A 14,038-nucleotide genomic window follows, 5' to 3' on the forward strand; every position below is an offset into this window, starting at 1 on the left:
GATCAACTGTTATAGGTGTAATTCAATATAACTGCATCTGTTATAGGTGTCATGCTCCGTGATGTACTTGTCACGCACGAAACGTGCAAGGCAAATACAACAAAAGAGAGTGACGCATGATCAATCCGGATGACGTGGTCAGCCTGTCTCGCCTGCAATTTGGCGCCACGGCCCTGTTCCACTTCCTGTTTGTGCCCCTCACGCTGGGGCTGTCCTGGATCCTGGTGATCGCCGAGTCGGCTTATGTGATGACCGGCAAGGTGATCTATCAGGACATCACCCGCTTCTGGGGCAAACTGTTTGGCATCAACTTCGTCATGGGGGTCACCACGGGGATCACCATGGAGTTTCAGTTCGGCACCAACTGGGCTTACTACTCCCACTATGTGGGGGACATCTTCGGTACCCCGCTGGCCATCGAGGGGCTGATGGCCTTCTTCCTCGAATCGACCCTGGTGGGGCTCTTCTTCTTCGGCTGGGACAAGCTCTCCCGCGGCAAGCACCTGCTGGTGACCATGCTGGTGGCGCTCGGCTCCAATCTCTCGGCGCTCTGGATCCTGATCGGCAACGGCTGGATGCAAAACCCGGTGGGGGCCGAGTTCAACCTGCTGACCCAGCGCATGGAGCTGGTGGATATCGCCGCCGTGCTGTTCAACCCGGTGGCGCAGGTGAAGTTCGTTCACACCGTCGCGGCGGGCTATGTGGCGGCCTCCATGTTCGTGATGGGGGTGAGCAGCTGGTATCTGCTGCGCAAGACGGAAGTGCAGTTTGCCCTGCGCTCCTTCGCCATCGCCTCCGGCTTCGGGCTGGCGGCCATCCTCTCGGTCATTGTGCTGGGGGATGAGTCGGGCTATCGCACCGGCGAAGTGCAGAAGGTGAAGCTCGCCGCCATCGAGGCGGAGTGGGAGACCGAGCCAGCGCCAGCTTCCTTTACCCTGTTCGGCTTCCCGGATCAGACTGCCGAGACCACCCACGCCGCCATCAAGATCCCGTATCTGATGGGGATCATCGCCACCCGCTCCATCGACGAGGCGGTGACCGGCCTCAAGGATATCAAGGTGCAGAACGAGGAGCGCATTCGCAGCGGCATGGTGGCGGCCGAGGCTCTCGAGCAGATCCGGCAGGGTGATGACAGCCCAGCCAACCGTGCCCGCTTCGAGCAGCACGGCAAGGATCTTGGCTACGGCATGCTGCTGACCCCCTATGCCAGCAATATCGCCAAGGCCGGTGAGGCGGAGATCGCCAAAGCGGTCGATGACTCCATCCCGCCGGTGGCGCCGCTGTTCTGGGGCTTTCGGGTGATGGTGGGGCTTGGTGTCACCATGCTGGGGCTGATGGTGATGAGCTTTGTTCAGCTCTGCCGCAACCGGCTGCAAGACTCGCCACGGCTGCTCAAGACCCTGCTCTGGAGCATTCCGCTGCCCTGGATTGCCATCGAGGCGGGCTGGCTGGTGGCCGAGCTTGGCCGTCAACCCTGGACCATCAGCGACGTGCTGCCGGTCTCGGCCTCGGTCTCTTTGCTTCAGCCGGGCCAACTCTGGTTCAGCCTCATCGCCATCTGTTCCATCTACACCCTGTTGCTGGTGGTGGAGCTGTTCCTGTTGCGCCATGTGATCCGCAAGGGGCCCGCCATTCTCCATACCGGCCGCTACAGCAGTGAACAACCCGAACTTGCGAGGATCGCCTGATGGATTACGCAACCCTGAAACTCATCTGGTGGGCGCTGGTGCTCTTCATGATGGTCGGTTTTATCGTGATGGATGGCTTCGATCTCGGCATCGCCATGCTGCTGCCGGTGGTGTCGAAAGATGACGACGACCGCCGTCTGGTGATCAACAGCGTGGGGCCGGTGTGGGAGGGCAATCAGGTGTGGCTGATTGCCGGTGCCGGTGCCCTGTTCGCCGCCTGGCCGCTGGTCTATGCCGCCGCCTTCTCGGGGCTTTACATCCCCATGGTGGTGCTGCTGCTCGGGCTCTTTCTGCGTCCGGTCGGTTTTGACTATCGCAGCAAGCTGGCCGATCCGGTGTGGCGCCGCTGGTGGGATCGGGCGCTGGTGGCGGGTGGCCTGATACCGGCGCTCATCCTCGGTGTGGCTATCGGTCTGGTGATGGAGGGGCTGCCGTTTCGCTTCGACACGGCGCTGCGCCTGCACTACGGCGCCTTCGACTTCCAGTGGGGCTGGCTGCTCTCGGTGCTGGCCACTGCCATCAGCCTGTTGCTGCTGCACGGCGCCGGTTTTCTGCAAGCCAAGGTGACTGGCACCCCTGCGCTGCGTGCACGGGGGATCGCCATCCTGCTGGCCCCGCTGGTGAGCCTCTGCTACCTGCTGGCCGGTTGGCATCTGGTGGATCTGCAAGGGTTTCAGCTGACCGGTGTGGGCACACAACCCTTTGACCCGAATGCCGCCATCAGCCCGCTGATGAAGGGGGTGATCCCCCACGCCGGTGGCTGGCTGCGCAACTATTTTGACTATCCGCTGCTGTGGCTGGTGCCGATCATCGGGGCGCTGGCGCCGCTGGTGAGCGGGATTGCCTCCTGGCTGGAGCGGGGCCGGATTGCGCTGCTGGCCAGCGCCATTGCCTGCGCCGCCATGCTCTGCTCGGTGGCCATCGCCCTGTTCCCCTTCGTGCTGCCCTCATCCCTCGATGCGGTCAGCAGCCTGACCCTGTGGGACAGCACCTCCAGCTACAAGACCCTGGCCATTATGTTCGGCCTCGTGCTGGTGCTGATGCCGGTCAACCTGGGCTACACCGGCTGGGTCTATCGGGTGGTGCGCGGCAAGCTCGACCGTGCCCGCATCAAGCGCGACAGCCATCAACTCTACTGACCTCAAGGGATCTGCTATGTGGTACTTCACCTGGATTTTGGGCCTCGGATTCGCCCTGCTGCTGGGCCTGTGCAACCTGCTCTGGCTGGAAGCGCGCTGGCAGGCGGACGAACGGGACGGTAACTGACGGCGGGGGGCTCGCACCCCTCCCGATGGCCGGTGGCTGGCGTTCACTCGTTGCCATCGGCCCCTCTCTCCCCCTCTTTAAACGACACAAACGACACACTTTCAACCGACAACCAACCGACAACCAACCGACAGGTAATTGTGATGAAACAGAGATTGAAAGCGGTGGCGCTGGCCGTCGGGTGCGCGCTCACCGTCGCCCCGGCCTGTGCCGAACCGGTACAACTGACGCCACTGGATAAAACCTTCACCCTGCAGGTGCTCGGCAGTGGTGGCCCCATCTCCGACGATCTGCGCGCCTCCTCCAGCGAGGTGATCTGGTGGAAGGGGAAATCCCGCATCCTGATCGATGCCGGTGGCGGCGTCTACCTGCGCTTCGGCCAGGCGGGGGCCAAGCTCGAAGAGGTCGATTTTATCGGCATCACCCACTTTCACACCGACCATGTGACCGACCTGCCCGCCCTGCTCAAGGGGGCCTACTTCTTCGAGCGCAGCGATCCGCTGGATCTGGCGGGGCCAGAGGCCGGCTCGGCTTTCCCCAGCATGAGCGGCTACTTCGATGCCCTCTTCAACAAGGACAAGGGCGCTTATGCCTACCTGAGCGGTTTCAAGGATGGCACCGATGGCCTCTTCCCCATCACTCTCCATGATGTGTCCTACCAGAGCCCGCAGCCTCACACCGTTTATCAGCAGGATGGGCTGACCATCACTGCACTCGGCATCCCTCACGGTGACGTGCCCTGTCTGGCCTATCGCATCGAGAGCGCCGAGGGGACCATCGTCATCTCGGCGGATCAGAACGGCAGCAACCCGGCCTTTGTGCCGTTTGCCAAGGGGGCCGACATTCTGGTGATGCCGCTCGCCATCCACGAAGGGGCCGACCCGGTCTCCGCCTCGCTTCACGCCAAGCCATCTGTGGTGGCCAAGATTGCCGCCGAGGTGAACCCCAAGCTGCTGGTGCTCAACCACTGGATGGGGGTTGGCCTCAATCACAAGAAAGAGGCGATGGCTATCGTCAAACAGCAGTTCCACGGCCAGATCGTGACCGCCCGCGATCTCTCCAGCTATCCCGTTTCATCCGTCAAGGAGTCCACCCATGAGTAACCCAAGCAGCAACAAGACCAACAAATTGACCCTCTCCATCGCCATGACCAGCCTGATTGCCCTGACCCCGGGGCTGGCGCTGGCGGCCACCCCGAGCGATGCGCCGGTGAAGGCCGCACCCAGCGCACAAAACGGCGGCAAGTGTGCGGCGGGCAAGTGCGGCACCGAGAAACGCTTTGAGAAGCAAGCCCTCGACAGTGACCCACAGGGGCGGCTGGTACGTGCCCGCGATGGCAAGTGCGGCGTGGCGGGAGAGGGGATTGATAGCGACAGATCCGGTACCAACAGCGGCAGCAAGATGACGGAGGGGGTATGCGGCCAATAAGCTCCCGCAGTCGGGGGATCGGGCTGCGTCAGGAGCATCTGGATGCGCTCTGCTCCGGCCCCGTACGCCCCGGCATCGATTTTCTCGAGCTGGCGCCGGAGAACTGGATGGCCATCGGCGGCGCCAGGCGGGCGCAGTTGCATCAGCTGGCCGAGCGTTACCCGCTGGTGGCCCACGGCCTCAGCCTCTCCCTCGGCGATTGCCAGCCCCTCAATCGCACTTTGCTTGGACAGATCCGCACCTTTCTGGATGAGTTCGGCATCGATATCTACAGCGAGCATTTGAGCTTTTCCCGCGACCAGCAGGGTTATCTCTACGAGCTCTTACCGGTGCCGCGCCAGTGGGAGAACATCCCCTATCTGGCAGAGCGGATCGCGCAGGTGCAGGAGGCGCTGGCCCGCCCGCTGGTACTGGAAAATATCTCCTACTACCACGGCTATGACCACGAGATGCCGGAGGAGGATTTTCTCGCCGAGCTGGTGGCGCGCAGCGGCTGCGAGCTGCTGCTCGATATCAACAACGTCTTCGTCAACAGCCGCAACCACGGTTACTGCCCCAAGCGGATGATCGCTGGGCTGCCGAGTCACGCGATCCGCTACTTCCATATCGCAGGTCATCTGGAAGAGGCGGACGGCACCTTGCTGGATACCCATGGCAAACCGGTGTGCGAGGCGGTGGTGGCGCTGGCCCGTTATACGGTGCAGACCCATGGCCTGCGCCCCCTGCTGCTGGAGCGGGATCACCATCTACCACCGCTGGCAGAGCTGGAGGCCGAGCTGGCGCGGGTGCACGGCGCTTGTTGCGAGGCGATCGACAGTCAGGTGCGGGAGGTGTGCTATGGATAGACGGTTATCTCTTATCAGCACGTCCAAAACGGCGCCGCAGCGAATGCAGCAGCAGACCGCCTGGCTGGCGAGCCGGGTGCGGCTGCCGCAGGATGGCATCGCCAGCCACTATGCCCGCAGCGTGCGCGCCAATGTGGAGTCGGTGCTGGAGAGCGCTTTTCCGCTCACCCACGCTCACTGGGCGCCGGTGGACAGAGGGCTGCTGGTGGAGGGCTTTGTCATCGCGCACGGCGCCGAGGCCCCCGAGTTTCACCATATCGCCACCGAGTTTGTCCGCTATGTGCAGCATCGCCACGGCGAGGGCTCCCTCAACTGGCCCAGGCAGCGGCTGGCGCTGTTGGAGTACGAGTGGGCCAGCCTCTGTGTCGAGATTGATCAAGGGGTAGTGCCGCAAGTTATATCGGGGGTTGAGGTAACGGCGGAGAGCCCACTTTGGCTCAATCCCACCCTGCAACTGCTTGAACTCCCCTTTGCCATCCGTCGCAGCGGCGTAGTGCCGACCCGGCAGGGCAACCACTTCTATGGCCTGTTTCGCAGCCCGGAGCATCAGGTGGTGACCCAGCGGCTGCGCGAATGGGATGTGGCGTTGATCCAGCTGCTGCAACAGCAGCCGGGGATCACCCAAGCCGCGTTCCAGCAACAGGTGCAACAGGTTCGCAGCGACTTTGATCTGATCGAGTGGGCGCGCCATTTTCACCGGCTGGGTCTGTTGATCCTGCCCGTCGGCGAGCGCCAGCCTGGCACTCCCTTGCCCTCATTTAGAAAACACCAAGGAGAATTCCCATGAACAACACCCTGATCCAGTGGTACGAGCGGGCGGTGGCCCAGTGCAAGCGGCTCGATTTTCTGGCCCTGCTGGCCATTCGTCTCTATCTCATTCCGGTCATCTATGTGGGGGCCCACTCCAAGGTGATGGGCTTTGCCGGCACCGTCGCCTGGTTTGGTGCGCCGGTCTCGGAAGGGGGGCTCAACTTGCCGTTCCCGACCCTGCTCGCCTTTCTGGCGGCAGGCACCGAGGTGCTGGGCTGCATCTGCATCGCCCTTGGCCTCTTTACCCGCATCATGGCCATTCCCACCATCTTCCTGATGAGCGTGGCGAGCGCCATGGTGCACTGGAAGCACGGTTGGGACGCCATCGCTACCGGCAGCATGGAGGCCACTGTGCGCCTCAACGGCTTTATCGAGTGGCTGGCCGCCAACTTCCCCGGTCGCTACAACTACATCACCGAGCTTGGGGATCCCGTGATGCTCAACAACGGGATGGAGTTTGCCGCCACCTACTTCGTGATGCTGCTGGTGCTGCTGGTTTACGGCGGGGGTCGCTATGTCAGCCTCGACTACTGGCTCAAACGTGCCGTGACCGGCAAAGCAGGCGTGCAACAGGCGGTATAAGACCCGCTAACGGATAACAAAAACCATAACGACAGAGCGTGAAAAACAGCGAGCGGCCGGGTGCCGCTCGCTGTTTTTGTGCTTTGGGGGGTGGGAGTGTCAGCTGCATCAGCCGTTACTGGTAGCGGCCAACCGCGATGGGGGACTCCTGCTCAATCTGGCCAAGGCGTTCGGCCCACTGGGCGAGCCAGGTTTCCCGCTCTTCTTGCGTAACCCGCACCGGGGCATAACAGATATGGGGGGGCAGCACGTCAAAGCCGACAAATTGCAGGATCCCGCGCTGGATGGGGCGAAGCACCCCGTCGATATCGCCGTTGAAGCCGTCGGGCAGATAGGTTTCGGCGGGGCCGCCGGTGGTCAGGCTCAGCAACGCCCGCTTGCCGCGAAACTTGCCGCTCTCGTAGATATGGCCCTGACCGTAGACCCGCCCCATGGCAAAGACTCTATCCACCCACCCCTTGAGGATGGCGGGCAGGCCGAACCACCAGAGCGGGAACTGGAAGATCAGCAGATCGGCCGCCTCCAGCTTTTGCATCTCCTGCTCCAGCTGCGGGGCGAAGCTGCCCTGTTCGGTGGCCGCCAGCTCTTCGAGTTGCAGCTTGAGAAAATCGGGATCGCTGGCGGCGGTGAAGTTGCGCCGATCCGAGACGGGATCAAAGCCCATGGCATAGAGATCGCTGGTCATCACTGTGTGGCCCGCCTGCTCCAGCGTCCTGATTGCGTGGCAGAAGAGGGCACCGTTGAAGCTTTTGGGTTCGGGATGGGCATAGACGATAAGCACCTTCATAACAGACTCCGTGGCAAATGATGCGAGGGTGACAGGCTTGGTTGCTAAAACAGTTGAGGGGTTGAGGCTGTGTCACAGCATAGAAGCCTGCCGCGCCGATTGCAGCAGGCGCCACGTCTTTGCATGACGCCTGCTGGCGCAGCTTATGCCTGACAGGCAGCGAGCCGGAGGGCTTCGCGGCGCTCACTGACATGGGTCAACCCGTAGGCCAGCAGCACGATAAGGGCGCCGATCCAGGGTGTGTGCATCAGGCCTAGGTGCTCTACCACCAAGCCACCAACCACAGATCCGAGCGCAATGCCGACGTTGAAGGCGGCAATATTGAGGCCCGATGCCACATCCACCGCCTTGGGGGTGTGCAGCTCGGCCTGCTGCACCACCAGCACCTGCAGACCCGGTACGTTGCCGAAGGCAAAGGCGCCCCACACCAGCACGGTGAGCACGGCCAGCACCGGATGGGGGGCGGTGAAGGTGAGGGCCAGCAGCACCAGCGCCAGACCGGCAAACAGCAGTTTCAGCGCGGGTAGGGGGCCCATCTTGTCGGCCAGCTTGCCGCCCCAGATATTGCCGACGGCGACCGATACCCCGTACACCAGCAGGATCAGGCTCACCGCACCGGCGCTAAAGCCGCTCACCTGCTGCAGGATCGGGGCGAGGAAGGTGAAAGCGGTGAAGGCGCCGCCATAACCGAGGGCGGTTTTGGCGTAGACCAACAGCAGTGGCTTTTTGGTCAGTACCGAGAGTTGCTCGCGGATGGTCGAGGCTGCCCCCTTGGGCAGGTTGCTCGGGATCAGCAGCAGGCTACCCACCATGGCAACGAGGCCCAGCAGGCTTACCACCAGAAAGGTTTCACGCCAGCCAAAGACCTGACCAATCCAGGTGCCGAGCGGTACGCCGGTCACCAGCGCCACGGTGAGGCCGCTGAACATGATGGCGATGGCGCTCGCCGCCTTCTCTTTGGCCACAAGACCTGTGGCGATGGTGCTGCCCACCGAGAAGAAGACCCCGTGCGCCAATCCGGTCAGGATGCGGGCCACAATCAGGCTCTCGTAACCGGGGGCCTGCCAGGCCAGCAGGTTGCCGGCGGTAAAGAGCGCCATCAGCCCTACCAGCAGCCACTTGCGCGGCACCTTGCCGGTCAGCGCCGTGAGCACGGGGGCGCCGATGGCCACCCCAAGGGCATAGAGGCTGACCAACAGGCCCGCCGAGGGGAGCGAGACATTGAGCTGCTCTGCGATGGTGGGGATAAGCCCCACAATCACAAATTCGGTGGTGCCGATCGCAAAGGCACTCAGGGTAAGGGCAAATAACGCCAGTGGCATAACAACTCCTTGGTTAGGGACTCCCGACGGGAGAATGGCGCCAGTATGCCGAGACAGTTTGTTGGCAAAAATGATGGTTACATCAAATTACTTTTGCCAAATAAGCAGCAATGATAAGGCGTATCAGGCGGCAGGAACGGTTGAGAAAAGGACACCGGTAATCCGGGATAGAGGAAGTAACGACTAATAGGCTGATTTGGGTCATAAAGCCGTTTTTTAATCACCCATGAATATCAGTAATGAAAAACAATGCAAAATGATAATAATTTCCATTATAATGCGCAATTTGTCGTATAATAAATCACTTAAAATGAATATAAATAATCTAAAAGTCCGAACGCCTTACATATTGAGTGCACTGATACTTCCTGCACATGTTGCAATTGCCGAGAATATTGCTGATGAAACCATGGTGGTAACAGCAACCGCCGGAAAGGAAAAAAATCTTCTTGAAGCCCCTGCAACCATGACCTTGATCGATGGTCAGGAGCAGAGTAAATATCAAATGACGGGGGATGTCGGTGATCTTTTGGTCGATGCTCCGGGCGTCAATATATCAACCCAGGCTAATGGTTCCCGTAGCATTCGCATTCGTGGCCTGAGCAATGATTACACGCAAGTGTTGTTGAATGGTCGCCGTTCTTATACCAAAGAAGCGCTTTGGCGTGGCAGTGACAGTGCATTAAGCCTTACCCCTACAGTAGCCGTTGATAGAGTCGAAGTTATTCGTGGCCCGATGTCTACCCTTTACGGTGCCGATACCATGGGGGGCGTTGTGAATGTGATAACGCGCAAACACAATGGTGCTGCTGAAGGGGCAATGAGTGTTGAAGGGCAATACAACCAGGGTGATCGAGGTGGTAATGGCCAGGTTTATGGATTGTATTACTCCATGCCTGTCAACGATGCATTGAGTTATACCGTATATGGCAACTATCTGGATATCGCCGAGTCATTTTATGCTGACTACCCTGATGCGACCAAGCGTCGCGGGCAAGAAAACTACAACTTGGTAAATACCTTCGATCTTGCTATTAATGACCAGCATTCATTAGCGCTTGATATTCAGCTATCCAATGAAGAGCAGTTGGGTACTGCGATGTTCAACAATCGGTATTATGAACAGCAACGCCGTCTGCAAAGCTACACGCTAGGATATGGCTACCAATCCTCACGACTGAACGTCGATGCCAATCTCTATTACAGTGACTTTGATGTCCAGTATGATCTCCTCACATCAAATAGTACTGAGCATAATTATGGTGGTGATGCCAAAGCCATATTATCGTTCAATCAATATGACATTACGTTTGGCACTGAAACCCGCAATGCCAAAGTAGACAATATTAGTTTTAAGGGGGGCTCCGCAGACAGAAAGAGTTCTGCAGCTTACGTTGAATTCAATCATGCATTGACTGACGCAACTACCTTGACCCTGGGTGGGCGATATGATCATGATTCATTGTTTGGCAGCGAGTTTACCTACCGTGGCTATCTCACCCAAGGGGTAGCTGAGAACTGGAGTATGAAAGCTGGTGTGGGGACGGCATTTAAAGCACCCAGCCTGGCTCAAATATCCCCATATTATTCAGCTCCTGGCTGTGGCGGTCGCTGTAATATTTATGGTAACTCGGCCCTGAAAGCAGAAACTGGCACATTCAGTGAATTGGGGATGTATTATACCAATGGTACTACGTTAGCCAGCGCAACAGTATTCTATAATCAGGTTGATGACATTATTCAACAAGCAAAGAAAAAAAATGGTGACTACACCTTCGTCAATATAGACAAGGCCACTCTGAAAGGCTTGGAACTGTCTGCTACGCATCAATGGGAATATATTGGTCTGGATGCTTCATATACATATCTTGATGCAAAAGATGATTATTCCGGAGACAGACTGGTTGGTACGTCAGAGCATGAAGCTTCGCTCAAGGCGACATGGTATGCTAACTATGCATTAAATATTTTCACTCGGTTGCATTATCGTAGTGAAGTGCGTGGCGAGCTTGGCAATAATGATGTGTCTGATCCATATACCACCCTGGATCTTGGCATGAGTTACGACCTTGCCAATGGAGTGGCACTGAAGATGGGGGTTAACAACCTGATGAATAAAGATGTGTCCAGCCCGGATACGTACACTGAGGTCATTCAGGGAAGAACTTATTATACCGGCATTAATTATGAATTCTAAAACCATGAAAAGGTCTGTTTTTGATAGTATTGAGCGATGGGGAAATCGACTTCCCCATCCGGTGTTCTTGTTCATTTGGCTATCTTTGATAGTCATGGTCGTCTCTTTTATTGCTGCCAAAGCACAACTCTCTTACACCCTGCCTGGCGAGAACACTCAGTACGTTCATAATATGCTGTCATTGGCCGGTATTCGAGAATGGCTTGGTGGCAGTGTTAAAGAGTTTATTAACTTCCCTCCTTTGGGTATAGTCATTATAGCGACGATAGGTATCGGGCTTGCTGACTCTTCCGGATTGATTAGCTACTCGGTGCAACGGTTAGTAAATAAAACTGGAAAATGGCAACTGACCATCAGCATTATGGCTCTGGGGATAGTTTCGAATGTGGTTGGCGCAGTTGGTTATATTGTTTTGATACCTCTGGCGTGCCGTGCCTATCAGGCTGCGGGTCGCTCACCCTTGGTCGGACTTGCAACGGCTTTTGCCGGTGTCGCGGGAGGGACGCATGCAACTATATTCATTACAACCTATGATGTGGTGATTGCTGGTATCACTACATCGGCAGCCAAGCTCATCGATCCTGAATACAGTGTTAGCCCATTGGCGAATTACTTTTTTATGAGTGCCAGTGTCCTTCTATTAGTCGCAGTGGGGTCTTTTATTTCTATCATGGTAGTAGAAAAACGGCAGCATCGGCTAATTGATAATGATGCTACTGATAGTCATCTAATTAGCCATGATATTCCCTGCAATAAGAAAAATGACAGGGCCATGCTGGCTTCTGGTAGCGTATTTCTTTCTGCGATCATCTTCTTTGTTTTATCGGCGGCAGTGCCGGGGAATTGGCTGGCACCCAATGAAGGGCAGCAACTCGCTCGCAGCGAGATCATTAGTGGTCTACCAATAGTTATTTCTATTACTTTTGGCTTGAGTGGTTTAACTTACGGTTATCTATCTGGTAGTTTTCGGGGTGAGCAAGATCTCATCAAGGCATGCCAAAAGAGTTTAAGTCAGCTAGGATTATTTTTGCTGATTATTTTTGTGGCATCCCAGCTGATATATATATTCAAGTTAAGCCAACTTTCAGGCGTGTTGGCCATGTCGATGAGCAACATGGTTGCAGATCTGTCATTGCATCCTGCATTCATTTTGCTACTGGTTGTTATTCTCTGTGCGTTCCTCAATCTCTTTATGGGTTCACCTGTTGTCCAGTGGAGCCTTATGGCGCCAGTGCTTATACCATCACTGTTCTACGTAGATATACCTTTGGAGGTGACCCAAGCTGCATTCAGAATCGGTGACTCGGTAACCAATATCATTAGTCCACTGTTTGGCTACTTGGGGCTTATATTGGCGACGGCGCAAGACTATGACAAAAATGCCAAGTTAGGCACATTAATGTCATTAATGTTGCCGTTTAGCATGGCGTTCTTGTTTGCATGGACGGCCCTCTTGCTGTTCTGGGTATATGTATTGCAGTGGCCCATGGGGATGTAGCAGGAGATTGTCATGCCCCTCATTCCAATGAGGGGCTCTTTTCAACCTGATTTCTGACGGGCAAAGGCAATAATGTGCCCAGAACTCCTGCTTCATAACAATGCCAACGGATTATCAATCCGGTTGCTTTGTGATATCTGTTGCCGAGGATGGCAATCTTTCCCAAGGGGTCAGTTTAAGCTGCCTGGAGCGTAGCCTGAAGAGACTCGCCATGATGATGCCTGTTAATCCGGCAAACAGGGCTGTCTGGCGTAGGGCAAATAGTGGGTCTATCTCTAAGGGTTGCCAGCTGAAAAACCACAACAGAATGCTCCAGATCAGGCCAAGGCCGATGCCAAATACCAGAAAGTTGGTTAGCCAGCCCTCGTACTGAGGCGGTTTGACAGACCAACCCAGTTGGCGCAACAACCAGAACAAGGGGGGATTGTAGTTGGCATGCCATACCCCCTTGTTAGCCAGCTCCTGATGGGCGGCGGCCAGCCGTTCTTCAAATGTCATGTTATTCATCCTTGTGAAATTAAAGGTGCCATACGGTGCTTTTTAGGCTGCATTGTACTGACAAATCGCGAGCATGATGTGGGCTCGTGGTCACGTTCTTTCTCTGTAGAAAAAAAGAACTGGCCTCACCGCACGCTTGCCAATCCACAGCAGCTACGCCTATAAAGACTCATTACTCTTGTCCGGATAACAGCAATGAAGACCCATTCTGATGAACTGACCCTGTTTGTGGCGGTGGTGGAGGCGGGCAGTTTTCGCCAAGCGGCGGAGAACCTCGGCATGGATAACTCGGTGGTGAGCCGTGGCATCAAGCGGCTGGAGGAGAAGCTCTCCACCGTGTTGCTCAATCGCACCACCCGCCGTGTCAGCCTGACCGAGGAGGGGAGCTGGTTCTATCAGCGGGCGGTGAAGATCCTGACCGAGATGAGCGAGGCGGAGGGGCATCTGCTGATGCGCCGGGAACAACCCGAAGGGGTGTTGAGAGTCGATGCCGCTACCCCCTTTATTCTGCACCGGCTGGTGCCGATCATCGGCGAGTTTCGCCACCGCTACCCCGCCATCGAGCTACAGCTGCACAGCTCGGAGGGCTTTATCAATCTGATGGAGCGGCGGGTGGACATGGCTATCCGCATCGGCGAGCTGACCGACTCCTCCCTGCGCGCGCTGCCGCTGGGCCGTTCGCGGCTGCGGCTGCTGGCCTCTCCCGCTTATTTGAGCGAGCGCGGCACCCCGCGCCAACCGGCGGATCTGCTGAGCGGTCACGAGCTGCTCGGCTTTTTGCATCCCGATCACCTCAACCACTGGCCGCTGCTCAGTGCCGAGCAGGGGGATCGTTTTGCCATCACCCCCAGCCTGCGTGCCAGCAGCGGTGAAACCTTGCGTCAGCTGGCGCTGGCGGGGCAGGGGATCGTCTGTCTGTCGGATTTCATGACCGGGCCGGATCGGGAGAGCGGCGCGCTGGTGGAGGTGCTGGCCCGCAGCAACAGTGGCGCCTCGCGCCCCATCAATGCGGTCTTCTACTCCGATGCCCAGCGGGATATCCGGCTGCGGGTCTGGCTCGATTTTCTCAAAGAGCAGCTGGGCAACCATACCCTTTAGTGCAGGTTGGTTTGTGCGG

14 protein-coding genes are annotated in these 14,038 nt (G+C 57.5%); 11 read left to right on the top strand and 3 right to left on the bottom strand.

Going from position 1 to position 14,038, the window contains the following annotated elements; all coding sequences use genetic code 11:
* The first annotated feature begins 116 nt into the window (after positions 1-116).
* The 8 genes from G5332_RS03055 (at position 117) to G5332_RS03090 (ending at position 6,619) form a co-directional block, all read left to right on the top strand.
* Entirely contained in the window at positions 117-1,688 is a 1,572-nt protein-coding gene (locus G5332_RS03055) for a cytochrome ubiquinol oxidase subunit I (RefSeq protein ID WP_421311100.1), read from the top strand.
* Entirely contained in the window at positions 1,688-2,827 is a 1,140-nt protein-coding gene (gene cydB, locus G5332_RS03060) for a cytochrome d ubiquinol oxidase subunit II (RefSeq protein ID WP_319919898.1), read from the top strand. Before G5332_RS03055 ends, cydB begins: the two co-directional genes overlap by 1 nt.
* A 16-nt stretch (positions 2,828-2,843) precedes the next feature.
* Complete coding sequence (gene cydX, locus G5332_RS03065) at positions 2,844-2,954, top strand: cytochrome bd-I oxidase subunit CydX (protein ID WP_005337572.1); 111 nt, start codon at positions 2,844-2,846, stop codon at positions 2,952-2,954.
* 143 nt (positions 2,955-3,097) lie between these two features.
* On the top strand, positions 3,098-4,057 hold the full coding sequence (locus tag G5332_RS03070; RefSeq protein ID WP_421311101.1) for an MBL fold metallo-hydrolase: 960 nt from the start codon (positions 3,098-3,100) through the stop codon (positions 4,055-4,057).
* Entirely contained in the window at positions 4,050-4,382 is a 333-nt protein-coding gene (locus G5332_RS03075) for a hypothetical protein (RefSeq protein ID WP_421311102.1), read from the top strand. The genes G5332_RS03070 and G5332_RS03075 overlap by 8 nt, the downstream gene beginning before the upstream one ends.
* The gene (locus tag G5332_RS03080; protein ID WP_421311103.1) at positions 4,370-5,227 is read left to right on the top strand and encodes a DUF692 domain-containing protein; all 858 of its coding nucleotides are present in this window, start codon (positions 4,370-4,372) and stop codon (positions 5,225-5,227) included. The genes G5332_RS03075 and G5332_RS03080 overlap by 13 nt, the downstream gene beginning before the upstream one ends.
* Positions 5,220-6,014 (top strand): putative DNA-binding domain-containing protein, encoded by a 795-nt coding sequence (locus G5332_RS03085; RefSeq protein WP_421311104.1) that lies wholly within the window; start codon positions 5,220-5,222, stop codon positions 6,012-6,014. Before G5332_RS03080 ends, G5332_RS03085 begins: the two co-directional genes overlap by 8 nt.
* Entirely contained in the window at positions 6,011-6,619 is a 609-nt protein-coding gene (locus G5332_RS03090) for a DoxX family protein (protein ID WP_194496682.1), read from the top strand. The genes G5332_RS03085 and G5332_RS03090 overlap by 4 nt, the downstream gene beginning before the upstream one ends.
* A 115-nt stretch (positions 6,620-6,734) precedes the next feature.
* On the opposite strand, the gene G5332_RS03095 is transcribed toward G5332_RS03090, so the two are convergent.
* Positions 6,735-7,406: an NAD(P)H-dependent oxidoreductase gene (locus tag G5332_RS03095; protein WP_421311105.1), complete on the bottom strand. Its 672-nt coding sequence runs from the start codon at positions 7,404-7,406 to the stop codon at positions 6,735-6,737.
* Positions 7,407-7,549: 143 nt separating this feature from the next.
* Complete coding sequence (locus G5332_RS03100) at positions 7,550-8,728, bottom strand: MFS transporter (protein WP_421171897.1); 1,179 nt, start codon at positions 8,726-8,728, stop codon at positions 7,550-7,552.
* Positions 8,729-8,954: 226 nt separating this feature from the next.
* On the opposite strand from G5332_RS03100, the gene G5332_RS03105 reads away from it, so the two are divergent.
* Positions 8,955-10,925 (top strand): TonB-dependent receptor domain-containing protein, encoded by a 1,971-nt coding sequence (locus G5332_RS03105; RefSeq protein ID WP_254204449.1) that lies wholly within the window; start codon positions 8,955-8,957, stop codon positions 10,923-10,925.
* A complete protein-coding gene (locus tag G5332_RS03110; RefSeq protein WP_421249555.1) occupies positions 10,915-12,423 on the top strand; it encodes an AbgT family transporter in 1,509 nt (502 codons plus the stop codon). Before G5332_RS03105 ends, G5332_RS03110 begins: the two co-directional genes overlap by 11 nt.
* 114 nt (positions 12,424-12,537) lie before the next feature.
* Here G5332_RS03110 and G5332_RS03115 read toward each other — a convergent pair whose 3' ends face one another.
* Positions 12,538-12,921 (bottom strand): DUF6404 family protein, encoded by a 384-nt coding sequence (locus tag G5332_RS03115; RefSeq protein ID WP_216978466.1) that lies wholly within the window; start codon positions 12,919-12,921, stop codon positions 12,538-12,540.
* Positions 12,922-13,116: 195 nt separating this feature from the next.
* On the opposite strand from G5332_RS03115, the gene G5332_RS03120 reads away from it, so the two are divergent.
* Complete coding sequence (locus G5332_RS03120; RefSeq protein ID WP_421249556.1) at positions 13,117-14,019, top strand: LysR substrate-binding domain-containing protein; 903 nt, start codon at positions 13,117-13,119, stop codon at positions 14,017-14,019.
* The last annotated feature ends 19 nt before the right edge of the window (positions 14,020-14,038 follow it).

It is taken from the genome of Aeromonas sp. 603757, assembly GCF_049171255.1.
GTDB lineage: Bacteria > Pseudomonadota > Gammaproteobacteria > Enterobacterales > Aeromonadaceae > Aeromonas > Aeromonas veronii_A.